Here is a 23,468-nt window from a genome sequence, read left to right as displayed (position 1 = left end):
GCCCATGACCCGTGTCCTCATCACCGGCTTCGCCCCCTTCGGCGGCGAGCGCGTGAACCCGTCCTGGCAGGCGGCGTCCCTGGTGGCCGCCGAGCCGCCCACCGGTCTCACCGTGACCGCCGTCGAACTGCCCTGCGTCTTCGGCGAGTCCCTCGACGTCCTGCGCGAGGCGATCCGGGACCTGGCACCCGACCTGGTGCTCTGCCTGGGCCAGGCGGGCGGGCGCCCGGGCGTCACCGTGGAGCGGGTCGGCATCAACGTCGACGACGCCCGCATCCCCGACAACGCCGGCGGACAGCCCATCGACGAACCGGTGGTCCCGGGCGGCCCCGCCGCCTACTTCTCCACCCTCCCCCTCAAGGCGTGCGTCGCCGCGATGCGCGAGGCGGGCGTCCCGGCCGCCGTCTCCAACACGGCCGGCACCTTCGTCTGCAACCACGTGGCCTACGGCCTCGGCCACCTCGTCGCCACCGAGTTCCCCCACGTACGCGGCGGGTTCGCGCACGTGCCCTGGGCGCCGGAACAGGTGCCCGACGGCACCGCGCCCGCCCTGCCGCCCGCCACCGTCGCCCACGGCCTGCGCGCCCTGCTGGCCACCGCCGCCCGCACCCCCGCCGAGCAGGACCTGAAGGTCACCGAAGGAGCCACCCACTGATGCCGCTGAGCGCCCACGCGGCCACCTTCGCCCAGCTCGCCCTGGCGAACATCACCCGCGAGTACCCCAACTTCCCCGCCCACCTGATCACCTCGGCCGACGAGCACCTCGAACCCCGCTCCCTGCACCCGGCCTTCTACGGCGCCTACGACTGGCACTCCTCGGTGCACATGCACTGGCTGCTCGTCCGTCTGCTCCGCCGGCACGGCGGCACCCCCGCACTCCCCGGCACCGAGGCGGTCGTCGACGTCCTCGACCGCCACCTCACCCCCGCCAACCTCGCCGCCGAGGCCGCCTACCTGCGCGACCGCCCCTCCTTCGAGCGTCCCTACGGCTGGGCGTGGCTGCTCGCACTCGCCGCCGAGTGCCGGGCGCACGGCGGCGCGGAGGGCGAGCGCTGGACCGGGGCACTGCGGCCGGCCGTGGACGCCGTCGACGGACTGCTGGCCGACTGGCTGCCCAGGGCCACCTATCCCGTGCGGCACGGCAACCACCCCAACAGCGCCTTCGCGCTGAGCCTCGCACTGGACTCGGGCGAGCTGTCGGCCGGGACCGACCGGGCCGTCCGGGACCGCCTGCTGAGCTGGTTCGCCGACGACCACGACGCGCCCGCGCACTGGGAACCGTCGGGGCAGGACTTCCTGTCCCCGGCGCTCACCGAGGCCGACGCGATGCGCAGGGTGCTCGCACCCGAGCGGCTCGCGGCGTGGCTGGACCGCTTCCTGCCCGTGCTCGGCACCGGCGCTCCCTGCGCGCTGCTGGAGGTGCCGGTGGTCTCCGACCACGCGGACCCGCAGATCGGCCATCTGCTCGGCCTGACGCTCAGCAGGGCCGCCGCGCTGCGCTCCCTCGCCGAGGCGCTGCCGGACGGTCCGGTCCGCGCGCGCCTGGCCGAGGCGGCGGCCGCGCACCTCACGGCGGGCCTGCCGGCGGTGGCGCGCGGTGACTTCACGACCGACCACTGGCTGGCGACCTTCGCCGCACTCGCGCTCGATCCGCCGGCCTCGGCGGCCCCGCGCCCCTGACCTCGCGTCGCCCGGGGGTGTCAGTCCTCCGGGCGAAGGAGGCCGCGCCGGTATGCGGCCACCAGATGCCTCGGGACCCGCAGCGTCACCCCGTCCACCGTCACCGGCACCAGGCTGGGCGCACTCGCCTTCCACCGGGCCCGGCGGTGACGGGTGTTGCTGCGGGACATCTTCCGCTTGGGAACGGCCATGGCAAGGGTCCTTTCGGCAGACGGCCGGACGGCTCCGCGTGCGCTCGGGCAGCGGCGGAGCCGTGCTGGGACCCCGACGCTACATGAAAACGGTGTTCATTACTAAACCGCGGTGCCGACCCGTGCCGCTCGCGGTCGGTCCGGGCGGCTGCCGCCCACAACACCGTGCAGTGGACGCGGAGTTGAGGTGCCCGCGGGGCCGGAGAGGTGGCGGTGCCCCACGTGGCGTGCGGCGGGGGAGGGGCGGGGAGGATCCAGTTCGCACCCGTCCAGCCCCGTCGGAAGGCAGGCACCGATGCACCGTCTCCTTGCCCGATCGCTCACCACCGCCCGGGCGCCCCTGGCCAGAGGCGTCGCGGCCGCCCTGGCCCTCGCCCTGGCGTCCTCCGTCCTCGCCGCCTCCACGAGCACCGCCGCCGCTCCCGCCGGCACCGGGCCGGACCGGCACACCGGGGGCGGCGCCTGGTTCACGGCCTGGGCCGCCTCGCAGCAGAACCTCGCGCCCACCCCGCTGCGCGACCAGTCGCTGCGCATGATCACCCACCTGAGTCAGGGCGGTGACGCGGTCCGGATACGCGTCCAGAACACCTTCGGCGACACGCCGCTCACCGTCGACGCGGCGACCGTGGCACACAGCGACGGCAAGGACGCCGCGACCGAGGGGCGTCCGCGCGCCGTCACCTTCGACGGCCGGCGCCGGGTGGTCGTGCCGCCCGGCGGTGAGGTGTGGAGCGACACCACCGGGCTCCGCACCGCCGCGCAGGACGACGTCGCCGTGTCGCTCTCCGTCTCCGGCACGGTGGCACCGGGGCGGCACGACAGCGCCTTCCGCACCAACTACCTGACCCCGCCCGGCTCCGGCGACCACACAGCCGACCCGTCCGGCGCCGCGTACACCGAGACGACCGGCTCGACCCTCCTGGTCAGCGCGGTCGACGTGCGCAACCCGCGCCTGCGGGGCAGCCTCGTGGCCTACGGCAGCTCGGTCGTCGACGGCACCGGGTCGACGGACTGCGGGCCCGGCTGCAGCCGCCCAGGAGCCAACCTGCGGTGGACCGACGACCTCGCCCGGCGGATCACCTCCGAACTGCCGCCCACTCGGCAGTTCGCCGTCGCCAACGCGGGCATCGGCGGCACCACCAGCGCCGCGACCTGCCCGGGCATCGGTGAGCCGGTGCGCGGCCTGGACGCCGCCGCGCGGCTGGAGCGCGACGTCCTGTCCCTGCACGGGGTCACGGGGGTCCTCTACTACTACGGAACCAACGACCTCCCGGCCGGCTGTGATGCCGCGCGGATCGAGGCGAGTTACCGCGAGGTCTTCCGGAGGCTGCGGGCCGCGGGCATCAAGGTGTACGTCACGCCCATCACCCCCCGCCCGGGCTACACGGACCAGCACAACCGCGACCGGCACGCGGTCGGTACGTTCGTCTCGAAGTGGAACAGCTGCGGCGGCACCTGTGACGGGATCCTCCCCTTCGACCAGGTACTCGAAGACCCCGTGCGGTCGAACAGCATCCACCCGCCGTACGACACCGGTGACGGTGTCCACGCCAACATCGCCGGACAGCAGGCCCTCGCCGACATCGTCTCGCTCCCGATGCTCGCGGCGTCGGCCCGCCGGTGACCGCCCGCCGGGGTCATGAACTCCCGGGCGGGCGAAGGGCGTCGACGACGAGGTCGAGCAGCCGGTGGGTGCGCTCCGGCTCGTCGTCGGCGGCCGTCGAGAGGAACACGCCGAGCAGCATCGCGGTGACGTCGTCGGGTGCGACGTCCGCGCGGAGGGTGCCCGCCCGGGCCCCCGCCGCCAGCACGGTGCCGATCGCGGCCGTGATGCGCTCGCGGGTGGCCGGCGTCGCGAGGCGTCCCGAGGCCCAGGCGCTGTGCAGGGTGTTGAGCATGGAGCGCTTCGTCGCGACGAACGCCGCGTAGCGCTCCATCCAGGCGCGCAGTGCCCGCTCGGGCGGCAGCTCGTCCAGCAGCGCGGAGGCACTGGTCGTGACGTCGTCCAGCTCGGCGGCGTAGACGGCCTCGACCAGCGCCTCCCGGGTGGGGAAGTGGCGGTAGAGCGTGCCGATGCCGACACCCGCCGCGCGGGCGATGCCCTCCAGCGGGACGGTGTCGTCCGCGGCGGTGAACGCGGCCCGTGCGGCGGCGACGAGCTTCTCGCGGTTGCGCCGCGCGTGGGCGCGCAACGGCCGCTCGGTGCCGGTCCGCCCGTCGGGCCGATCGGTGACGTGGCTCGGTTCCTGGTCCCGACTCAAAGCGGAGGGTCCTCCGGTAGTGCTACATTCGATGAAGCGGAGGGTCCTCCGCTTCTGCCATCTTCTCATGAGGACGGACTTGCCATGACGTCAACCGGTACCTCCTCCGGCGCCACGAACGCCGGCACCCCGCGCCCCGGCGGAACGGGGCCGCTCGCCGGCCGCACCGTCTCGCGGATCGGCTACGGCGCGATGCAGCTCGAACGCCTGCACTCCGACCGGGCCGCCGCCGTCGACCTCGTGCGCCGCGCGGTGGACCGCGGTGTCGACCACCTGGACACCGCCCAGTTCTACGGCGACGGATTCGTCAACGGGGTCATCCGCGAGGCGCTGCGCCCGACGGACGACGTCGTCGTCGTGAGCAAGGTCGGCGCCGACCCCGACCCGGGCGGCCCCCTTCCGCTGCGCCCCGCCCAGCGACCGGAGGAACTGCGGGCGAGCGTCGAGGACAACCTCAAGAGCCTCGGCACCGACCGGATCGCGGTCGTCAACCTGCGCCGCCTCGACACGGGCCCCGGCCTGCGCGCCGAGGGCGACCAGGTGGTGGACCTCGACGACCAGCTCGCCGAGCTGACCCGGCTGCGCGACGAGGGCAAGATCGGCGCGATCGGCCTGAGCAGCGTGACCCTGGACGGACTGCGCCGGGCCCTTCCGGCGGGCATCGTCTGCGTGCAGAACGCGTACAGCGTCGTGAGCCGCGACGACGAGGACATGCTGAGGCTCTGCACCGCCGAGGGCATCGCCTGGGTGCCGTACTTCCCGCTCGGCGGCGCGTTCCCCGCCATGCCCAAGGTCGCCGACGAGCCCGCGGTGCACACCGTCGCGGAGGCGCTCGGCGTGACGCCGGCCCAGGTGGGCCTCGCCTGGCTGCTCCACCACGCCCCGAACGTGCTCCTCATCCCCGGCACCGCCGACCCCGGCCACCTGGAAGCGAACCTCGCCGTGGGCGGGATCGCCCTGGACGAGTCGTCCCTCGCGGCGCTCGACGCCGTGCGGAGCCGCTCGGCGGACGTGCGGCTCGGCTGACGGCGATCCGGCCCCGGTGGCCTGACCGGACGTGCGCGGCGCCGGTGTCACAAGGTGCGCAGGCCCCGGTCCGCGAAGGCGATGAGCCACTCGAAGCTCTCGTCGACGTCGGTGCTCCACTGGAAGCCGTCCGCCGCCTGCAGCGTGGCGAAGCCGTGGAAGAGGCTGCGGAGCAGGCGCAGGGCGTGGTTCACGTCGTGTTCGGGGATGTCGTAGCCGCGCAGGACCGCGGTGAACGCGCCGAGCAGCCGCTGCCCGGCGGTGGCCAGCGGGTCCTCCGGTCCCGACGGTTCCTGGCCGATCGTCGCGGCGTACCGGCCGGGATGCGCCAGGACGAAGGCGCGGAAGGCGCGCGCCGCGGCCGCCAGCGCGTCACGGCCCGCGTATCCCCGGACCGCGTCACCGACGGCGTCGGCGGCCTCGTTGAGGGCGAGGGCGGCGATCCGCCGGTTGAGGTCGTCCTGTCCGCCGACGTGCTTGTACAGGGAGGGGGTGCGCACCCCGACCCGCTCGGCCAGCAGCCCCATCGTGAGGCGGGCGAAGCCCACTTCGTCGGCCAGCGCGGCACCCGCCGCGACCACGGCCGCCGGGTCCAGCCCCGCCCTAGGCACGGGCGGCGTCCGAGCGGAGGAAGGCCAGCACGAGCGAGACCACCTGGTCGGGGAACTGGTCGTGCGGGTAGTGACCGGCGCCCTCGATCATCTCCAGGCGGCCGAGGCCGGACGGCAGGGCCTCGACGACCGCGGCACCCTCCGCGTGCGGGTCGGCCCAGTCCGGGTCGAGCGTGCCCATCACGACCAGCACGGGGCAGCGCACGTTGCCGAGCTGTGCGCCGGCGTCGGTGGGCGCGCTGCGGCCCATGCCCTGCATGGCCTTCATCCGGCCCGGCTCGCGCAGCAGGGACTCGATGCGGCCGAGCCGTTCGGACCAGTCGGCCGGCCTGACGCCCGGGTACGCCACGTCGAGGTACGAGCGCCACAGCGGCAGACTGCCGAACAGGCCCGTGCCGAGCAGCCGCAGCATGCCCTGCCGGAACCGCCTGACCCGCAGGTCCCCGAGGCGCACCGACTGCTTGCGGGTGAACGGCGCCAGCTCGACGACCGAGGTGATCAGCGAGGGTTCCCGTGCCGCGGCGATGGTGGCGGCACCGCCCGAGACCGAGTGGCCGATCAGGACGGCCGGACCCCCCAGGTGACGGATCAGGGCGAGCAGGTCGCCCGCGATGGCGGTGCGGCTCCACTCCGGCCAGTCGGCCCCGGACTCGCCGCAGCCGCGCAGATCCACCGCGGCGACCCGGTGACCGGCTGCCACCAGCCGCGGAATCACGGCGCGGTAGGCGGCGCGGCTGTCCCCCATGCCGTGCGCGAGAACGATCAGCGGTCCCGAGCCCGTCACCTCGTACGCGATCGTGCCGCCGTCGACGGCAAGGTACTCGGTCATGTCCGACTCCCCAGTCTGGCTAACGTCATTAACTAAAAGCTACTGACGTTAGCCACGGCTGTCAACACCTCGCCCGCGGCACTCAGTCGGCGGGAGTGTGCCGCCCCGCCGCACGCCGTACGGCCGACTCCACCTCGCGGTGCGGCATGCCGGTCTCCTCGGCGTAGGCGGCGATGCCCCGGGCGAGGGCGGCGGTGGCGTCGGACCAGACCGCCAGGGCGACCGTGGCGTTCTCGCCCCTGTTGCTGCGGTAGCGGTTGTCGGCGGCCTCGACGGCACGCCTGAGTTCGATGAGTCGTCTCGGGATTTCCATGGTCGAAAACCTAGGGCGACACCGTGATCGCTCCGGTGTCCCGTCGAGCGGGAGTGCTCCTGACGAGGGCACTCGTCGTTGCCCCCGTCGCTGCCCATACGGTCCGGTGGTGTCGCGGGCCCGGAGGCGCGCCCCGGTCGCGAGGGGCTTGACCGGGTGGACGCGGGCCGGTTAGAACGTGGGAACGCCAGGACAGTAAGCGGTTGCTACGAGGAAGAGGTCCACGCATGACGCTCTCGCTCACCCATGTCGACGGCGACCGCGTCACCGTGGCCCACCGGGCGACCGGAACGGAGTTGTTCTCCTACGTGTACCGCCCCGAAGCCGACTGGGAGGCGCCCAAGCCGTACCTCCACCCGGTCCGGACCCTGTCCGGCGCACTCGTCACGGACTACCGGCCCAACGACCACCGCTGGCACAAGGGCCTGCAGCTGACCGCCTCCCACCTCTCCGGACAGAACCTGTGGGGCGGCAACACCTACGTCCACGGCGAGGGCTACCTCGCGTTGCCGGAGCGCGTCGGCTCGATGGCCCACGTGGCCTTCGAGGAGGTCGGCGTCGAGGGGGCCCGGGCCGTCATCGCCGAGAAGCTGACCTGGCACCCGCACGGCGGCGACCTGTGGGCCGAGGAGGAGCGCCGCATCGAGGCGGGCGACGTCGACCCGGACACCGGCAGCTGGACGCTCACCTGGACGTCCGCGGTGACCAACCGGCGTGCCGAACCACTGCGGTTCGGCAGCCCGACCACCCACGGACGCCCCGCCGCCGGATACACCGGGCTGTTCTGGCGCGGCCCGCGCGCCTTCCGCGGCGGCCGGGTCCTCACGGCGGAGCCGCCCGGTTCCGCCGACGCCGCCGGGTCCGAGGGGTCCGGCAGCAGCGGGACGTCCTCCGTGCCCTCCGACGGCGACCCGATGGGCTCCCAGTCCCCCTGGCTGGCCTACGTCGGCGAGCACGACGGACGGGACGGGCACGCCACGCTCGTCTTCGAACACGCCCCCGCCAACGACCACTTGGGCAAGAAGGGCGCCCACCCGGCGCACTGGTTCGTGCGCAGCGACCCCTTCGCCGCCGTCGCACCCTCCTGGGCCTTCCACGAGGAACTGGTCCTGCCGCCCGGCGAAACCCTCGCCCGGACCTACCGCGTGGTCGTCGCCGACGGCGCCTGGGACCGTGCCCGGGTCGCCGCGCACCTCGCGGGCCTCGGGTGGTGAGCCGGGCCTACGACGGCTTCCCCGCCGCGGTGGGCGTGTCCCGTCTGACCGTGTACGACTGGCCGACCGTCGACGGACTGCCCGGCGGCGGCACCCCGCACCTCCACCTGACGTGCGGCGAGGGCTACGTCGTCACGGCGGGCCGGGGAGCGGTGCAGACCCTCACCACCTCGGGCTTCGAGGAGACGCCCCTGGAGCCGGGCACGGTCGCCTGGTTCACCCCCGGCACCATCCACCGCCTCGTCAACGGCGGGGACGACGAGGGCCTGGAGATCACCGTCGTCATGCAGAACCGCGGCCTGCCCGAGGCGGGCGACGCCGTCCTCACCCTGCCCCCGGACCTGCTCGCCGACCCCGGCACGTACGCCGACGCGATCCGCGTCCCCGCCGACAGCCCCGAAGCCGAACAGGCCGAGGCCGTGCGCATCCGCCGCGACCTGGCCACCCGGCGTTTCCTCGAACTCCGCGAGGCCACCGAGAACGGCGATCCCGAGCCGCTGAGGGCGTTCCAGCGGGCCGCGGCCGATCTGGTGCGGCCACGACTGGACGCGTGGGAGAGGCAATGGCGCGAGGGCGCGCACGCCGCGGCGGAGGCGACCCGGGCCCAACTCGACGCACTGCGCGGCAGGGACGAGGCGCACCTGACCGCCGCCCGGGTCTTCGCGACCGGTCCCGCGGCCAACGGACGCTTCGGCATGTGCGGCAGGCTGGCCGTCTATCCCGGGCTGCGACCACCGGCGATGTGAGAGGATCCCGGGTCCATGGGTGCAGGCACTGAAGAGACTCGGACCCCCGTGGTCCTCGCCGGGTACGGCCCGGTGGGGCGCGCGTTCGCCGACCGGTTGGCCCGGGACGGCGCCGCGCTCCAACACCGTTACGGCGTAAGGCCCCGGGTGGCCGCCGTACGCGCGAGCGCGGCCCAGTGCCGGCCCGCCGCCGACGGGTCGGTGCCCCCGCGCCCGGACTGGGGCCCCACGGAGCCGCTGGGCGAGACCCTCGACCGCACCGGCGCGCACGTGTTCGTCCAGGCCGTACCGTCCTCGCCCGAACTGCGCCCGCGCGCGGCCGAGGAGGCCGTGACCGCACTGCGCCGCGGCATCCACGTGGTGACCGCCACCAAGAGCCACCTGCTCACGCACTGGCGGCAACTGGACGAGGCCGCGCGAGCGGGCGGCAGCACGATCAGGATCTCCGGTGCCACCGGTGCGGCCCTCCCGGCGGGCGACCTCGCCCGCACCTCACTGCGCGGCCTGGACTGCCGGACGATCCGCGCCTGCCCCAACGGCACCGCCACCTTCGTCCTCGACCGCCTCGCCGAAGGCGGGACGCTGGACGACGCGATCCGCGCCGCGCGGCTCCGGGGCATCGCGGAGGCGGATCCCTCGGCGGACCTGTCGGGCGAGGACGCCGCCACCAAGGTGCGGCTGCTGGCCGCGCTGGCCTGGGGCTGGGACCCCTCCGAGGCGCGGGTGCGGGCCCAGCCGGTCGACGGGACCACCGCGGGCCGGGCCCGGGACGCGGCTTCCCGGTCCCGCCGGCTGCGCGCGGTCGCCGAGGCGGCGGCGGACGAGCCCGGCGTCGTGCGCGTACGGCTGGAGGAGACGGGGCCGGGCGATCCGCTGTACGCGCTGACCGGGCCGGAGAAGGCCGTGGTCTTCGGCTGTCCCGACGCGGGGGACGTGACCGTGAGCGGCGGACGGTCGAGCCCGGAGGGAGCGGCGCTGGCCCTGGTGAAGGACACCGTCGAGGTCACGGCCCCGCGTACCGGCTTTTGCTGAAGCGCCCCGGTTCGGCGCCGACTCGACGTGCGGGACGCTCACGGCACGGTGATCACGGTCTTGCCGCGGGCGTGCCCCTCTTCGACGTGCCGTACCGCCTCCGCGGTGCCGGCCAGCGCGAAGGTCCGGCCGATCACGGGCGTCAGCTGCCCGGCGTCGACGAGCGCGGTGACGGCGAGCAGGTCCTCGTGGGCCGGCCCGTCCGGGGTCGCCGGGAGGATCGGGCGCAGCCGGTGCCGGGTGACCGCGTTGACCGCCGCCACCTTCGCCATGGCGCCGATCGCCCCGAACACGCGGCCCGGAGCGCCGCCGCCGGCCGCCACCAGCGCGCCCGCCGGGGTCAGCACCCGGCGCAGCCGCCCCAGCGGGTGGTTGCCCACCAGGTCCAGGACGACGTCGTAGCGCTCGCGTCCGTCGGTGAAATCCGCACGCGCGTGGTCGAGGACGTGGGCGGCACCCAGTGAACGCACCAGAGCGGTGTTGCGGGCGCCGCACACCGCGGTGACCTCCGCGTCCAGGACCGCCGCGATCTGGACGGCGAAGGTGCCCACCCCGCCGCCCGCCCCGTTGACCAGCACCCGCTGCCCGGCCCGCACCCGGCCCACGGTGCGGATGCCGCGCAGGGCGGTCACCGCGCCCATCGGCAGCGCCGCGGCCTGCTCGAAGGTCAGCCCCGCGGGCCTGGGCACCAGCAGCGCCGCGGTGGTGGCCGCGTACTCGGCGAAGGCCCCCGGGCAGAAGCCCAGGACCGGATCGCCGGGGCGGAATTCCCGCACGCCCGCGCCGACCCGCTCCACCACCCCGGCCGCGTCGATCCCGGCCACCCGGTGCTTGGGCCGGGTGAGCCCCATGCCGCCCGTCAGTCGCGCCGCGTACGGGTCTCCCCGCAGCATGTGCCAGTCGTAGGGGTTGACCGCGGCCGCGTGCACGCGCACCAGCACCCGGCCGGCCCCGGTGGCGGGCCGGTCGATCTCCCGCAGCCGCAGGCTGTCCGGCGGGCCGAACCGCTCCTGGACCACTGCCTTCATCGCCCTGCCACCATCCCCTCGGGGACCCCGGGACCGATCGCGGGTCGCGCGGTGAGGGCACCGTAGGGGCCGGGCCCACCCCCGTCAATGGCCGAACCGGGCCGGGCTCCACCCGCTCGCGCCGGGGTGGACGGCATAGGCGAGATGGGTGGCGTTCGGCGTCGGGTTCGCGCTCCGCCGGACCAGTGTGCGCGGCGTGCCGCCGGTGAACAGCGGTGTTCCGGAGCCCAGTACGACGGGTGCGAGGTGCAGCGACAGCACGTCGACCAGCCCGGCGTCGAGAGCCGAGCCGATCAGGGCGCTGCCGCCCATCAGGACGACGTCGAGGTCCTCGCCGCGATCCGCCGAGGCCGCCTCGGCACGGTCCCGCGCGACGGCGAGCGCGTCGGGCAGGCCGGTCGTGACGAACGTCCAGTCGAGGCCGGTGAGCCGGACCGACTCCGGCTTCGAGCCCGTCACGACGACGAACGCGGGCCTGCCGACCTCCGCGGCGCCGTAGCCGACGGTGTCGTCCCAGCCGCCCGGGCCGTCGACGAGGTCGAAGAGCCGGCGGCCGAGGACGACGGCGCCCGAGCGGGCGGTCGTCTCACGCACGATCCGACGTTCCTCGGGGTCGTCGGAGAAGGCCCAGGTGTGCAGGGCCTCGCCGCCGGTGCCCAGACCGTTGCCCGGGCCGGGGTCGGGCCCGGTGACGTAGCCGTCGAGGGAGATCGAGATGTCCGCGATGATGTGAGTCATGCAGGGTCGACCGGATTCGCCGCCCGAATTCATCGCCACGTGGTGGGCCACATACCGGTTCCGGCTCTCCCCAGACATTCACAGTGCGCGTACAACGTTTCACAAGCTTCGCGAGTCTCCCTGTTCAGCCTCGCTCAATCCACGCTTCACCTGGAGTTGTCCGCATGCCTCGGTTCAGCATCGTCATTCCCGTGTTCAAGGTGCAGGGCTACCTTCGCGAGTGCCTGGACTCGGTGCTCGGGCAGTCGTACCGGGACATCGAGGTGATCGCCGTGGACGACTGCTCACCGGACTCCTGCGGCGCGATCATCGACGAGTACGCCGCCCGTGACGCCCGCGTCAAGGCCGTGCACCTGCCGGAGAACGTCGGCCTGGGCCGGGCGCGCAACACCGGGCTCCAGCACGCCCGGGGCGACTACGTCCTGTTCCTCGACAGCGACGACTCCTACACCCCCGGCCTGCTGGAGGCGCTGGCCGGCCGGCTCGACGCCGTCGGGGAGCTGGACATCCTCGTCTTCGACCACGTGCGCACCTACTGGTGGGGGACGGGCGGCCGCAGCCAGACCGCGGGCCTGTTCGAGAAGGCGGGCACCGACGTCTTCCGGCTCAAGGACCGGCCCGAGTACGTGGAACTGTTCCTGGTGGCCTGGAACAAGGCCTTCCGCCGCGAGTTCTTCCTGGAGCACGGCTTCCAGTACGCCCCGGGTCTGTACGAGGACGCGCCGGTCACCCACATGGCGATGGTCACGGCCGAGCGCATCGGCTGTCTGAACAGGGTCGGTGTCGAGTACCGCCAGCGCCGTCAGGGCGCGATCACGAAGACGCCGGGGCGCAAGCACTTCGACATCTTCGAACAGTACGAGGGGCTGTTCGCGTTCCTCGCGGAGCGTCCCGAGCTGGCCTGGGCCACGCCCATGCTGTTCGAACGGGCCGTGTTCCACATGCTGTTCGCGCTCAAGCGCCCCGAGCGGGTGCGGGTCGCCGACCGCAAGGAGTTCTTCGACCGCACCGCGGACTTCTACGCGGCGCACGTCCCGGACGGCTTCACGATGCCCGACGGACCCACCGGCGTGTACATGCGGGCCGTGGCCAAACGGCTCTACCGCGCCTACCGGGCCACCCAGTTCGCGGCCCGGGCCAAGACGGCCGGGCCGAAGAAGGTCCTCAAGGCCAAGACCCAGGCCGGCAGGCGCGCGTACGCGGGCCTGTACACCCTCCAGCGCCGACGCCCCACGGACCCCCGCCTCGCCGTGTACACCTCGTACTGGGACCGGCTGCCGGCCTGCAACCCGCTCGCCGTCCACGACAAGGCCAAGGAACTCGTCCCCGACGTGCACGGCGTCTGGGTGGTGCGCAAGGAACTGGCCGGCCGGGTACCCGAAGGCATCGACTACGTGGTGCGCGACTCACGCCGCTACTGGGAAGTCATGGCCCGCGCACGGTACTTCGTGAACAACGTCAACTTCCCCGACCACATCGTCAAGCGTCCCGGGCAGATCCACCTGCAGACCCACCACGGGACCCCGCTCAAGCGCATGGGCCTGGACCAGCAGGCCTATCCCGCGGCCGCCCGGGGCATGGACTTCGCGCGCCTCCTCGACCGGGTGGACCGGTGGGACGTCAGCGTCTCCTCCAACCAGCACTCCACCAAGCAGTGGGAGCGCGCCTACCCCGGCTCCTACGAGTCCCTCGAGGCGGGCTACCCCCGCAACGACCGCTACTACGGCACCGGCGCCGAGGACATCGCCGCCATCCGCGCCCGGCTCGGCATAGCCCCGGGCAGGACCGCCCTGCTGTACGCGCCGACCCACCGCGACTACCGGCCCGGCTGGACGCCCTCCTTCGACCTGGCCCGCCTGGCCAGGGCGCTGGGCGACGACTTCGTGCTGCTGGTGCGCACCCACTACTTCTACGACCTGAACCCGGAGCTGAGCGACCTCGCCGCCCGGGGCGCCGTCATCGACGTCTCCCGCCACCCCAGTGTCGAGGACCTCTGCCTGGCGGCGGACGCGCTCGTCGCCGACTACTCGTCCATCACCTTCGACTACGCCAACCTCGACCGGCCCATCGTCATATACGCCGACGACTGGGAGATCTACTCCCAGGTCCGCGGCGTCACCTTCGACCTCCTCTCCGGCCGCCCCGGCGACACACCGGGCGCCGTCGCCACCACCGAGGACGAGCTCATCGACACCTTCCGCAGCGGCCGTTGGCGCGGGACCGAGGCCGCCACGCTGCGCGCCGCCTTCCGCGAACGCTTCTGCCAGTACGACGACGGGCACGCCGCGGAGCGCGTGGTGCGCCGCTTCTTCCTCGGGCAGGAGGCCGGGCCGGCGACGGTCCCGCTGGCCCGGCGCACCCCGGCGCCGGCACCGGCCCTCGGCTGACCGGAACCGCGTCACGCCCCGGAAGGACCGCTTCCGGCCGTTTCCGGGGCGGGCGCGGCGTTTCCCGCCCGGCGCGGGCGGGCGCCGCGCACAGTGGTGCCCATGACGACACCCGAGCAGTCGCTCCGCGCCCTCGCCCGTACCCGGGCCTCCCTCGACGGAGAGGACGTCACGTACTGGTGGTCCGGAAGCGTGTACTCCTGGGCACCCGACGAACCCTACGAGCGCCTCTTCGGCTTCGAGGGCGTCAACGTCGCCCGCCTGGTCCACGACGCCGAGGACGGCCCGGGCTCCTACCGGCTGCTCAGCCGCGAGGCCGCCTTCTACCTCGACCCGGTCACCGGCGAGATCCTGGAGACCTGGCGGGACCTGCCGGTGGTGCACGTCTGGAACGACCCGGCGAACCAGAAGTGGCGCCCCTTCCCGGTGCCGACGACCGACCTCGGCGGGCAGGTCTGCTTCAGCCTGGAGATCCCGCTCGCCTACCCCTCGCCCCTGCCGGTCGCCCAGTACCCCGAGCACTCGGCCGGTGACACCTACCGGGCCCTGGAGCTCTTCCAGTTCTTCGCCCACCGCGCGGACCTCGCCGGTCCGGCCCCCGGCGTGCCGGCCACCATGTCGTGGACCCGGATGTCCCCGTGGGTGCCGTGGATGGCCCGCGGCGGGCGACCGGGCGGCCTCGCCTACCACTGCCGGGGCCGCAAGCTCGCCGCGTACACCGAGGTCCCCGAGCGGACCCGGGCCCACATCGCCGAGCACCACCCGGAGTTCGCGCGGGCCCCGCGGAAGTGGAGCGAGCCGAACGAGACCAGCTGGACGTACTTCCGCAGGCTCGACCCGCCCGCGTGAACCGTCGCCCGGTCGAGGGCTCGCCCGACCCGGACGGTTTATGGTTGCCCGATGCGATTTGTCCCCAGATGGGTCCTGCTCTCGTCGGGATGCGCGCCCGTCCTGCTGATCGCGGGCTGGGCCGGCGCGGCGCGGTTCGAGGGATCCTCCTACGACCCCGTCACCCAGACGATCAGCACCCTGGGCTCCTACGGAGCCGCCGGGTTCTGGGTGATGACGGCCGGCTTCCTGGCCCTGGGCGTCTGCCATCTGCTGACCGCCTGGGGACTGCGCGCGGCCGCCACCGCCGGACGCGTCGCGCTGGGCGGCGGCGGACTCGCCGCCCTCGTCCTGGTGGCGCTTCCCGCGCCCAGCAGCGGGGGCTCCCTGCGCCACGGAGCCGTGGTGGTGGTCGGGTTCACGCTCCTGGCGGTGTGGCCGGTGCTGGCCGTCAACGGCGGACCGGCCGGCCCCTGGGCACTGCGCCTGGCACCCTCGATCGCGGCGACGTCCCTGATGGCGGCCGGCGGCGTGTGGTTCCTGATCGAGATGCGGCGGCACGGCGACGCCGGCGTCGCCGAACGCGTCGTCACGTCCTTCCAGTCGGTGTGGCCCTTCGTGGTGGCCGCCTCCTGCCTCCGCCACGCCCGGCAGCAGAGCTGATCCCCGGTTCACCGAAACGCTCAGCGACGCACCAGCGCCAGCACACTCAGCCCGAACATCAGCACGCCCAGGGGAAGATGGACCGACGGAACGTGCGCGATGCCCAGCACCACCTGGGCCGAGGCGAGGACGAGGAAGCCGGTGGCGTGCCACACGGGCGTGAGCGGGCCACCGCCGGGCTTCCACGCGAGTACCGCCGCGAGCACGTACAGCATCGAGGCCCCGTACATCACCCGCGCCCCCGCACTGTGCAGCGTCTCTCCGTAGGACGCGGTCAGCAGCAGTCCGGCGGAGACCGCCTGGAGGAAGATGGTCAGCGTCTGCAGGGCTATCGCGACCCGCAGGAACGAGAATCGGCGCTGCGCCGTCACCTGGGTTGCCATGGCGCGGTCCTCTTTTCCGCCCCGGGGGGCAGTAGATCGATAGGCTCTCACCAGCCCGACGACACGGGCCGGCGAAAGGTAAGGCGGGGGGCGGTCGGGCATGGGCACGGCTGGGACGGGCACCGACGCGACGGTCGCTGAACGGCGTCAACTGATCAACGTCGCCTACCGGTTGCTCGGTTCGCTGGCCGAGGCCGAGGACGCCGTGCAGGAGGCGTACGCGCGCTGGTACGCGCTGCCCCCGGGCCGGCAGGCCGAGATCGTGTCCCCGGGCGCCTGGCTGACGACCGTGACCGGCCGCGTCTGCCTGGACGTGCTCGGCTCGGCGCGGGCCCGGCGCGAGCGCTACGTCGGCGCGTGGCTGCCCGATCCGCTCCCCGACCGCGCCGAGCGGGAGCACGGCCCCGGCGCCGATCCGGCCGACCAGATGGTGCTGGACGAATCGGTGTCCATGGCCTTCCTCGTCGTCCTGGAGTCGATGACCCCCGCCGAGCGGGTGGCCTTCGTACTGCACGACGTCTTCCGCTACCCGTTCGCCGAGATCGCCGGAATCCTCCGGCGGAGCCCCGCGGCCTGCAAGCAGCTCGCGGCATCGGCCCGGCGCCGGGTGCGTGCCGCGCGGGCTCCGGCGACGGCGGCGGCCGTGCGGGCCGACGTGGTGCGGCAGGTCAAGGAGGCGTGGGAGACCAGGGACATCGCGGCCCTGGTCGACCTCCTCGACCCGGCCGCCGTCATGACCGCCGACGGCGGGGGCAGGGCCGGTGCCGCCCCGCGCCCGATCGAGGGCGGTACGCGCATCGCCCAGTACATGGCCGCCATGGCCGAGAGGACCCCGGGGCTGGAGCTCGTGGAGCGGTCCGTCAACGGAACACCGGGCCTCGTGGCCCGCCACGCCGGCGCCGTGGCGACCGTCGCCGCGTTCGAGGTCGCCGAAGGCCGCGTCACCCGGATCTGGGCGGTCCGCAACCCCGAGAAGCTGCGGCCCTGGGTAGGCTGAACCGGAGCGCAGCCGACGCGGCAGACGGGGAGCATCCGCCATGACCACAGCGCACGATCTCACGATCGTCTCTCTCGAGGTCCCCTCCGACTACCCGGTCGAGCGTGGCGACCTGTCGCTGGCCCTGGCCGGGGCCGAACTGATCGACCTGCTGGAGGCGGGGACGGTCGCGCTGGACGGCCCCCTCCTGCGACTCGTGTCGCCGACGCGGTCCGGGGACGCGCTCCTCGACACGGCGGCGGACCTGATCGGTCGGGAGCCGCCCGAGTCCGTGGCGGACTGGCTGTGGCGCCGGGGAGACGGCCTGGCGGCGCGGTACCTCGGCGCGGCGGGCGCGGACGACGGTGGCCGCAGACGCTCGCGGTGGAACACGCGCCGGACCGCCGACCGGCCGGTCCCGGCCGACGCCTCGGCCCGTCGGCGTGCCACCGACCGCTGGTCGGGCGGCGATCCGGTGCTGGTGGGTCTCGCGGCCGCGGTGGGCATCCGGCACGAGGCGGCCGACCGGGTGGCTGACCCGGAGGACGACGGGATCGCGACCGTGCTCGCCGCCGTGCACGACGCCGTGGTGGAGCTGGCCGCCACCCGGCAGCGTCGCAGCATCGAGGAGGCGGCGTTCGACAACATCTGGCGGGGGATGTGACGGCCGCGCGGGTCAGATGCGCCAGGAACGGAGCGACTCGGCGACGTCGTAGATGCTCAGCCGCGTCTCGCGGACCTTCCTGATCAGGTCGGACAGGGCCCCGTAGGGCGGATCGATCCCCTCACCGGACTGGTCCATGTACTGACCGGTGACGAAGGCCGCGAAGAGGCTGTTGCGGTGGGGGAGCGGTTCGAGGCGCACGATGGTGTGCAGCAGGGCGGCCGCCCGCCAGGCGCTGTCCGGGTTGGAAGCGGCCAGGGTCGGCATGCGGGTCTTGTGCCGGGCCACCGCCGCGACGAGCGCCGAGTAGTCCGTGACCGACACGTCCTCGTCGTCGAGAGCGGCGTCCTGGACGTCCAGGAGCCACGGGACATCGATGTACAAGGGCTCGCTCATCAGGCGGCGCTGACTCCCTCGCCGCGCTGGGACGGCGGGATCTCGTCCGGGAAGGCCTCGTCGAACTCGGCGCGCAGCCGGTCCGCCCACGAGGCGGCGCCGGCGACGAACCGCTTGCGCTGCATCTCGCGCACACCGAGGTCGTGCATGTACTGCTTGAGGCTCTTGCCCTCGGCCGCGGCGGCCGCGCGCACGCCTTCCATTTCTTCCTCGGTGAAGGTCACGTTGAGTGATGGCATACCGGCATGGTACCTACTCGGTACCTGATGCGCGACTCACCGGACGGGGGAGGACCGCCCGGCATGTCGATGCCCGCACCGCCACGACGGTCGGCGAACATTTCGTCGATCGCGGTTCCAGGGGCGCCGCCCGGAAGCAGGGAGGCAGTGGTGACGGTCGAACGGGTCGGACTCGTGGTCCACGGAGGCCGCGAAGGCGCCGCACTGGCGGCACGGCAGGTCCGGGAATGGTGCGACGAGAACGCCGTGGTCTGCACGGACATCGACGTGTGGAGCGGCGAGGGCCGGCGCAGCGCCCGCGAGGAGGTGGCCGCGGCGGGCGACCCGGACCTCGTCGTCACCCTGGGCGGCGACGGCACCTTCCTGCGCGGCGCACGGCTGGCGGCGGAGAACGACGCCCTGATCCTCGGCGTGGACCTGGGCCGCGTCGGATTCCTGACCGAGGTCCCCGCCCCGGCGGTGCGCTCCGCGCTCGACGCCGTCCGGGGCGGTCACCTGGAGCCGGAGACCCGCATGCTGCTCACGCTGCGTGCCTCCCGGATGCTGGAGATCCCGGCCGAGATGGAGGCGCTCCTGCGGTACGGGCGAGGACCGTTGCTGCCACCCCCACGCGTGCGTACCGACTGCGAGAGCGGGAACGAGTGGGGGATCGCGCTGCACGTCACGGCCCTCAACGACGTGGTCCTCGAAAAGCTGTCGCGGGACCGGCAGATCTCCGTCGGCGTCTACGTCGCCGGCCGGCTGCTCGCCTCCTACTCCGCCGACGCGCTGCTCGTGGCCACGCCGACCGGCTCCACCGCCTACAGTTTCGCCGCGGGCGGCCCGGTCGTCTCGCCCCGCGCGGAAGCGCTCGTCTTCACGGCGGTGGCCCCGCACATGACGTTCGACCGCTCGGTGGTCACCGCCCCCGACGAGCCCGTCGGACTGCGGATCCTCGAACGGTCGGGACGGGCCGCCGTGAGCGTCGACGGGCAGCTGCGGGGCGTACTGGATCCGGGCGACTGGCTCGGCGTGTACGCCGCTCCCCGCCGGCTGCGAGCGGTGCGGCTGGGCCCCATGGACTTCTACGGCCGGCTGCGCGAGCGCATGCGGCTGACCGACGCCCCGGCCGCGGTCGCCGACGGCACGCCCGCCCCCCTGTGGCCCGTCAGCACACCCCCGCCCGGAGACCTGGCACATCTGGCGATGCCCGCACCCCCGGCCGAGGGCGGCTCCGCCGGTCCGCTTCGAGAACGGCCGTGAAGAGCACGTGCGGGCTCCGCCGTACGACGGAGCCCGCCTCGCGTCAGGCGGGCTTGCGCCACACCGAGACGTGCTTCGGGGAGTCCTGGGTGAACGGGGTCCCGTCCCAGTCCCCGACGCGACGCTCCAGTTCGAGGCCGGCGATCCGCGCCATCAGGTCGAGCTCGGCCGGCCAGGCGTACCGGTGCCGGGAGTTGGCGCGACGGTAGGTGCCGTCGTCCGGGTCGCGGGTGAAGTGATTCGAGACGAGGACCTGTTCGACCAGGTCGAAGGTGTCGAAGCCCAGATGCCGCTCCGAGACGTCGAACGGCACCGCGACCTGTCCCGGCGGCAGGAACCGCAGCGGCGGCACGCCCAGCTCGATGACGAAGCGGCCGCCGGGGCTCAGATGACGTGCCGCGTTGCGGAAGCACTCGACCTGCTCGTCCTGGGTGAGCAGGTTGGTGATGGTGTTGTAGACGAGGTAGACCAGGGCGAACTCGCCGGGGACGACGGTCGTGGCCATGTCCCCGAGGGACACCGGCAGGGTCTCCTCGTCGGTCTTCCGGCGCAGCACCGCCGCCATGTGTGCGGAGAGCTCGATGCCCACCACCGGCACACCGCGCTCCCGCAGCGGGACGCCCACGCGGCCGGTTCCGATGGCGAACTCCAGCGCCCGGCCGTCTCCGGCCAGTTCGGTGAGGAAGTCGAGGGTCGGTCCGAGGACGGCGGCGGAGGCCATTCCGGTCTCGGCCTCCTCGGCGTCGTAGCGGTCGGCGGTCTCACGGGTCCACAGTTCGCTGCTCGTCACGGTCGGCGATTGTGCCGGGCGCGCGGGACCCTGTCGAAGGCCTTTCGGCCGGGGCGTCACCGACGGCGCGCAGCCGCAGCAGATACGTCGCGGTCAGCGCGACCGCACGGTCCTCGTCCTCGGTCAGCTCCACCAGGGCACCGGACGCCCTCGCACCGGGGATGCCCGCCAGCGCCTGGGTCAGCCGGCCCCGCGCGGGCGCCTGGGTGGTGTCGTGGGCGAGGCGGCCGACGAGCCCCTTCGCGATCCGGTCCGCCGTCGCGGTGTCGGCCGCCAGGACGCTCAGCGCGTCGGCCGCGTCGGTGTCGTTCCTCCCCTCCACGACCATGTCGATCAGCGTCGGGACGGCCTCGCCCACCCCACGCGTCCCCAGCGCCAGCGCGGCGTGTCCGCGCACCGCGGCGTCCGGGCTGTCGAGCGCGTGCCGCAGCCGTGCGCCGGCCTCACCGCCGGGCAGCTCGGCGAGGGCCTTGACGGCACGCTCCCGCACCGCCGCCACCGGTGACGCGAGACCCTCCGCCAGCAGTGGCGCGGGGTCGTCGCCCGCTCGTGCCAGCGCCCACCTGAGAGCTCCGGCGACGTTGTGGTCCGCCTCGCTCAGCACCGCCTCCACCAAGGCCTCCATCGGCACCGCGGCCTCATGGGCCGAGGACAGGGCCGCGCGCTGACGGGTGTCCGCGCTCTTCGAACCCAACGCCTGGAGAAGCGCGACGACCTGGAGGACGTCCTCCCAGCCGGCCGGGCCCGCGGCGTCGATCCGGCGCAGCCGGGTGAGCAACTCGGTTTCGGCCGCGATGCGTTCACGGGTCCGCCGGACGAGGTCGTCGACGAGTGCCGAGGGCGCGAAGCCGGGCTCGTCGAGCGCGCGGCCGATCTCGCGCAGCGACAGCCCGAGCGAGCGCAGGCTCTCGATGTGGAAGATGCGCCGGATGTCGTCCTGGGAGTACTCCCGGTAGCCCGAGCCCGTACGGCCCGAGGGCCGTACCAGGCCGAGCGACTCGTAGTGCCTGAGCATGCGGGCACTGACCCCGGACCGTCGCGCCACCTCACCGATCAACACGTTCTATCGTCCCCCGTCGGGCGCCCCGCCGAGAGCCACGGCGCGCTTCGCCTCCTCGATCGCCGCTTCGAACCCGGTGTCGGGGTCCCGCAACAGCCGTTGCGTGGCGAGGGCGTGGGCCCGCACGGATGGGGCCGGCGCGCTCGCCGCTTCCTCCAGCACCACCGCCGTCGCCGCCTCGCCCAGCGCGACCAGTGCCCGGCTCAGACTCAGCTGCGTCTCCCGGTCACCGCGCCCCAGTTGTGTCACCAGCGCCGCGGCCAGGGCGGCCTCCTCCCCGTCGGGGACGAGCACGACCGCGGCCCGCCAGGCACTGCGCGCCACCTCGTCGTCCGCGTCGGACAGCACCGCCGGTGTGATCGCCGGCCACGCCCGCCGGTCCCCGATCTTGGACAGGGTGTGCAGGGCCTGGCTCCGGGCCTGCGGGCGCTGCGAGCGCACCTCGCGGACCAGCAGGGGAAGCGTCATGGACACCGGATGACGGGTGAGCGCCCAGGTCAGCATGTCGCGGACGAAGAACTCCGGCTCGATCGCGGACCGCTCGACGAGCTTGTCCACGAAGCCCGGGTCCGGCGCCGAGCCGACGGCCAGGGCCGCCCGCAGCCGTACGGACGCATGCCCGTCCTCCAGACCCCGGATCGCCCGCACCGGGTCCCCGCCCTGTCTCGTCATGGTCATCGGGACCACCTCCTCGGCGGCCAGTGAAGACCTTGTCACCGTGTCAAGGTCAAAGAAGTGGTGGTCGGGGTGGCGCCCGGGGGGAGAAGATGGGTGCCATGACGGGAGAGAGTTCCGCGATCGACAGCACCAGGCCCAGCATCGCCCGTGTCTACGACTACCTGCTCGGCGGCAAGGACAACTACGCCGTGGACCGGGAGATCGGCGACGTGTTCAAACGGGACCTTCCCGGTTCGGTGGCGATCGCCTTCGCCAACCGCGCGGCGTTGACCCGGGCGGTGACGGAGATCGTCACGACGACCGGGGTGCGGCAGTTCATCGACCTGGGCAGCGGCCTGCCCACCGCCGACAACGTCCACCAGGTCGCGCAGCGGCGGGTGCCGGACGCCCGCGTGGTGTACGTCGACACCGACCCCCAGGTGCTCGTCCACGGCCGGGCGTTGCTGGAGGAGAACGACCGGACCCGGGTCGTGCCCGTCGACGTGCGCGATCCCGAGGGGATCAGGAACCACCCGGACACCCGGGAACTGATCGACTTCGACCGCCCCGTCGCCGTCATGTTCAGCGCCATCCTGCACCACGTCAACGACGACGAGGACCCCGCCGGGATCGTCCGCTACTGGCGCGACCGGGTGCCGTCCGGGAGCTGCTTCTTCGTCAGCCACTTCCGTTCCGGGAACAACCCGGAGACGGCGGAGGCCGAGAAGGTCCTCCAGGCGACGTTCGGCCGCGGCCGGTGGCGGACCGACGCGGAGATCGAGGCCCTGCTGGAGGGTCTGGACATCCTGGAGCCCGGGATAGTGCCGGCGCCCCTGTGGCGTTCCGAGGAGGCCGGCGCTCCCTGGAACGGTGGGCAGCGGGAGTTGACCGTGTGGGAGCGTCTCATCGCCGCCGGGATGGCCCGCAAGCCCTGACCCCGCGAGGGCGATGGTCAGTCGAGGCAGAACTCGTTGCCCTCGACGTCCTGCATCACGATGCAGGACTCGTTCTCCTCGTCGGCGGGCAGTACCCGCTGCTTGACCGCGCCGAGCGCGACCAGCCGCGCGCACTCGGCCTCGAGCGTGGCGAGGCGTTCGTCCCCCACCAGTCCGGTGCCGGCCCGCACGTCGAGATGGACCCGGTTCTTGGCGACCTTCCCCTCGGGAACGCGCTGGAAGTACAGGCGCGGGCCGACTCCGGAGGGATCACTGCACCCGAACCACGCGTCCCGGTCCTCAGCGGGCAGGGAGCCGTTGTAATCGTCCCACGTGGCGAACCCTTCCGGCGGCGACGCCGCGACGTACCCCAACACCTCGCACCAGAAGCGGCCGACGCGCTCGGGCGACGCACAGTCGAAGGTGATCTGGACCTGCTTGATCGACGACATCCGCGCACCCTAGCAGGGACGTTGCGTTGGCCGACGACCCTTTTCGGCGCCCCGCGGCCCCGAGGACGAGGGGAGTTCCGGGACACCGCCGAACAATTCACGGCACCCTTTCTCCAATGGCCCGAAT

Annotated in this window: 28 protein-coding genes; 14 read left to right on the top strand and 14 right to left on the bottom strand. The window is 73.6% G+C overall.

Going from position 1 to position 23,468, the window contains the following annotated elements; all coding sequences use genetic code 11:
- Positions 1–4: 4 nt before the first annotated feature.
- Together pcp and D1J63_RS00810 are read left to right on the top strand one after the other, a co-directional pair.
- Positions 5–655, top strand: coding sequence for a pyroglutamyl-peptidase I (gene pcp, locus D1J63_RS00815; RefSeq protein ID WP_125627269.1), 651 nt, complete (start codon positions 5–7; stop codon positions 653–655).
- Complete coding sequence (locus D1J63_RS00810; RefSeq protein ID WP_125627268.1) at positions 655–1,680, top strand: DUF2891 domain-containing protein; 1,026 nt, start codon at positions 655–657, stop codon at positions 1,678–1,680. Before pcp ends, D1J63_RS00810 begins: the two co-directional genes overlap by 1 nt.
- 20 nt (positions 1,681–1,700) lie before the next feature.
- On the opposite strand, the gene rpmF is transcribed toward D1J63_RS00810, so the two are convergent.
- On the bottom strand, positions 1,701–1,871 hold the full coding sequence (rpmF, locus tag D1J63_RS00805; protein ID WP_125627267.1) for a 50S ribosomal protein L32: 171 nt from the start codon (positions 1,869–1,871) through the stop codon (positions 1,701–1,703).
- 295 nt (positions 1,872–2,166) lie between these two features.
- On the opposite strand from rpmF, the gene D1J63_RS00800 reads away from it, so the two are divergent.
- Complete coding sequence (locus D1J63_RS00800; RefSeq protein WP_125627266.1) at positions 2,167–3,495, top strand: GDSL-type esterase/lipase family protein; 1,329 nt, start codon at positions 2,167–2,169, stop codon at positions 3,493–3,495.
- Between the two features lie 13 nt (positions 3,496–3,508).
- On the opposite strand, the gene D1J63_RS00795 is transcribed toward D1J63_RS00800, so the two are convergent.
- Positions 3,509–4,132, bottom strand: coding sequence for a TetR/AcrR family transcriptional regulator (locus D1J63_RS00795; RefSeq protein WP_164712671.1), 624 nt, complete (start codon positions 4,130–4,132; stop codon positions 3,509–3,511).
- Positions 4,133–4,216: 84 nt separating this feature from the next.
- Between D1J63_RS00795 and D1J63_RS00790 the strand changes: the two genes are divergently transcribed.
- A complete protein-coding gene (locus D1J63_RS00790; protein WP_125627265.1) occupies positions 4,217–5,158 on the top strand; it encodes an aldo/keto reductase in 942 nt (313 codons plus the stop codon).
- A 47-nt stretch (positions 5,159–5,205) separates the two neighbouring features.
- On the opposite strand, the gene D1J63_RS00785 is transcribed toward D1J63_RS00790, so the two are convergent.
- The 3 genes from D1J63_RS00785 to D1J63_RS00775 form a co-directional block, all read right to left on the bottom strand.
- Complete coding sequence (locus D1J63_RS00785) at positions 5,206–5,739, bottom strand: TetR/AcrR family transcriptional regulator (RefSeq protein WP_102928587.1); 534 nt, start codon at positions 5,737–5,739, stop codon at positions 5,206–5,208.
- 22 nt (positions 5,740–5,761) lie between these two features.
- On the bottom strand, positions 5,762–6,598 hold the full coding sequence (locus D1J63_RS00780) for an alpha/beta hydrolase (RefSeq protein ID WP_125627264.1): 837 nt from the start codon (positions 6,596–6,598) through the stop codon (positions 5,762–5,764).
- A gap of 82 nt (positions 6,599–6,680) precedes the next feature.
- Positions 6,681–6,911 carry a hypothetical protein gene (locus tag D1J63_RS00775; RefSeq protein ID WP_102928589.1) on the bottom strand — a complete coding sequence of 77 codons (231 nt, stop codon included), beginning with the start codon at positions 6,909–6,911 and terminating at the stop codon, positions 6,681–6,683.
- 227 nt (positions 6,912–7,138) lie between these two features.
- Here D1J63_RS00775 and D1J63_RS00770 point away from each other — a divergent pair, with 227 nt between their 5' ends.
- The 3 genes from D1J63_RS00770 to D1J63_RS00760 are packed head-to-tail and all read left to right on the top strand — an operon-like array spanning position 7,139 to position 9,903.
- Positions 7,139–8,125 (top strand): PmoA family protein, encoded by a 987-nt coding sequence (locus tag D1J63_RS00770; protein WP_125627263.1) that lies wholly within the window; start codon positions 7,139–7,141, stop codon positions 8,123–8,125.
- Positions 8,119–8,871 (top strand): cupin domain-containing protein, encoded by a 753-nt coding sequence (locus tag D1J63_RS00765; protein ID WP_125627262.1) that lies wholly within the window; start codon positions 8,119–8,121, stop codon positions 8,869–8,871. The genes D1J63_RS00770 and D1J63_RS00765 overlap by 7 nt, the downstream gene beginning before the upstream one ends.
- A 15-nt stretch (positions 8,872–8,886) precedes the next feature.
- The gene (locus D1J63_RS00760) at positions 8,887–9,903 is read left to right on the top strand and encodes a homoserine dehydrogenase (protein WP_125627261.1); all 1,017 of its coding nucleotides are present in this window, start codon (positions 8,887–8,889) and stop codon (positions 9,901–9,903) included.
- Between the two features lie 38 nt (positions 9,904–9,941).
- Here the strand turns inward: D1J63_RS00760 and D1J63_RS00755 are convergent, their stop codons facing one another.
- Positions 9,942–10,931, bottom strand: a complete 990-nt coding sequence (locus D1J63_RS00755) for an NAD(P)-dependent alcohol dehydrogenase (protein ID WP_125627260.1) — start codon at positions 10,929–10,931, stop codon at positions 9,942–9,944.
- 84 nt (positions 10,932–11,015) lie between these two features.
- Positions 11,016–11,669, bottom strand: a complete 654-nt coding sequence (locus tag D1J63_RS00750; protein ID WP_164712670.1) for a dihydrofolate reductase family protein — start codon at positions 11,667–11,669, stop codon at positions 11,016–11,018.
- Between the two features lie 164 nt (positions 11,670–11,833).
- Here D1J63_RS00750 and D1J63_RS00745 point away from each other — a divergent pair, with 164 nt between their 5' ends.
- From D1J63_RS00745 to D1J63_RS00735, 3 genes are all read left to right on the top strand, one after another.
- Positions 11,834–14,056, top strand: coding sequence for a bifunctional glycosyltransferase family 2 protein/CDP-glycerol:glycerophosphate glycerophosphotransferase (locus D1J63_RS00745; protein WP_125627259.1), 2,223 nt, complete (start codon positions 11,834–11,836; stop codon positions 14,054–14,056).
- Positions 14,057–14,158: 102 nt separating this feature from the next.
- Positions 14,159–14,905 (top strand): DUF1838 domain-containing protein, encoded by a 747-nt coding sequence (locus D1J63_RS00740; RefSeq protein ID WP_125627258.1) that lies wholly within the window; start codon positions 14,159–14,161, stop codon positions 14,903–14,905.
- A 51-nt stretch (positions 14,906–14,956) separates the two neighbouring features.
- Positions 14,957–15,547 carry a DUF998 domain-containing protein gene (locus D1J63_RS00735; RefSeq protein ID WP_102928674.1) on the top strand — a complete coding sequence of 197 codons (591 nt, stop codon included), beginning with the start codon at positions 14,957–14,959 and terminating at the stop codon, positions 15,545–15,547.
- A 20-nt stretch (positions 15,548–15,567) separates the two neighbouring features.
- On the opposite strand, the gene D1J63_RS00730 is transcribed toward D1J63_RS00735, so the two are convergent.
- Positions 15,568–15,930 carry a hypothetical protein gene (locus tag D1J63_RS00730; RefSeq protein ID WP_102928673.1) on the bottom strand — a complete coding sequence of 121 codons (363 nt, stop codon included), beginning with the start codon at positions 15,928–15,930 and terminating at the stop codon, positions 15,568–15,570.
- Positions 15,931–16,030: 100 nt separating this feature from the next.
- Between D1J63_RS00730 and sigJ the strand changes: the two genes are divergently transcribed.
- Together sigJ and D1J63_RS00720 are read left to right on the top strand one after the other, a co-directional pair.
- Positions 16,031–16,927, top strand: coding sequence for an RNA polymerase sigma factor SigJ (gene sigJ / locus D1J63_RS00725; protein WP_125627257.1), 897 nt, complete (start codon positions 16,031–16,033; stop codon positions 16,925–16,927).
- 40 nt (positions 16,928–16,967) lie between these two features.
- Entirely contained in the window at positions 16,968–17,570 is a 603-nt protein-coding gene (locus tag D1J63_RS00720; protein WP_125627256.1) for a GPP34 family phosphoprotein, read from the top strand.
- Between the two features lie 12 nt (positions 17,571–17,582).
- On the opposite strand, the gene D1J63_RS00715 is transcribed toward D1J63_RS00720, so the two are convergent.
- Both D1J63_RS00715 and D1J63_RS00710 read right to left on the bottom strand, forming a co-directional pair.
- On the bottom strand, positions 17,583–17,966 hold the full coding sequence (locus tag D1J63_RS00715; protein ID WP_061440543.1) for a hypothetical protein: 384 nt from the start codon (positions 17,964–17,966) through the stop codon (positions 17,583–17,585).
- Entirely contained in the window at positions 17,966–18,205 is a 240-nt protein-coding gene (locus D1J63_RS00710) for a hypothetical protein (RefSeq protein ID WP_030183180.1), read from the bottom strand. The genes D1J63_RS00715 and D1J63_RS00710 overlap by 1 nt, the downstream gene beginning before the upstream one ends.
- 150 nt (positions 18,206–18,355) lie before the next feature.
- Between D1J63_RS00710 and D1J63_RS00705 the strand changes: the two genes are divergently transcribed.
- The gene (locus tag D1J63_RS00705) at positions 18,356–19,447 is read left to right on the top strand and encodes an NAD(+)/NADH kinase (RefSeq protein WP_125627255.1); all 1,092 of its coding nucleotides are present in this window, start codon (positions 18,356–18,358) and stop codon (positions 19,445–19,447) included.
- A 43-nt stretch (positions 19,448–19,490) separates the two neighbouring features.
- Here D1J63_RS00705 and D1J63_RS00700 read toward each other — a convergent pair whose 3' ends face one another.
- Genes D1J63_RS00700 through D1J63_RS00690 form a run of 3 tightly spaced genes read right to left on the bottom strand, consistent with a single transcriptional unit; the run spans position 19,491 to position 21,975 of the window.
- Positions 19,491–20,237 carry a class I SAM-dependent methyltransferase gene (locus tag D1J63_RS00700; protein WP_125627254.1) on the bottom strand — a complete coding sequence of 249 codons (747 nt, stop codon included), beginning with the start codon at positions 20,235–20,237 and terminating at the stop codon, positions 19,491–19,493.
- Positions 20,209–21,297 (bottom strand): MerR family transcriptional regulator, encoded by a 1,089-nt coding sequence (locus tag D1J63_RS00695; RefSeq protein WP_125627253.1) that lies wholly within the window; start codon positions 21,295–21,297, stop codon positions 20,209–20,211. The genes D1J63_RS00700 and D1J63_RS00695 overlap by 29 nt, the downstream gene beginning before the upstream one ends.
- Before the next feature lie 3 nt (positions 21,298–21,300).
- A complete protein-coding gene (locus D1J63_RS00690) occupies positions 21,301–21,975 on the bottom strand; it encodes a HEAT repeat domain-containing protein (RefSeq protein ID WP_164712669.1) in 675 nt (224 codons plus the stop codon).
- Positions 21,976–22,073: 98 nt separating this feature from the next.
- On the opposite strand from D1J63_RS00690, the gene D1J63_RS00685 reads away from it, so the two are divergent.
- Positions 22,074–22,889: an SAM-dependent methyltransferase gene (locus D1J63_RS00685; RefSeq protein WP_125627251.1), complete on the top strand. Its 816-nt coding sequence runs from the start codon at positions 22,074–22,076 to the stop codon at positions 22,887–22,889.
- 17 nt (positions 22,890–22,906) lie between these two features.
- Here D1J63_RS00685 and D1J63_RS00680 read toward each other — a convergent pair whose 3' ends face one another.
- Entirely contained in the window at positions 22,907–23,341 is a 435-nt protein-coding gene (locus tag D1J63_RS00680; protein ID WP_102927729.1) for a VOC family protein, read from the bottom strand.
- Positions 23,342–23,468: the final 127 nt, after the last annotated feature.

Origin of the sequence: Streptomyces sp. KPB2 (assembly GCF_003950055.1) — a bacterium.
GTDB classification, from domain to species: domain Bacteria; phylum Actinomycetota; class Actinomycetes; order Streptomycetales; family Streptomycetaceae; genus Streptomyces; species Streptomyces salinarius.
This window is presented reverse-complemented; position numbering and strand designations above follow the sequence as displayed.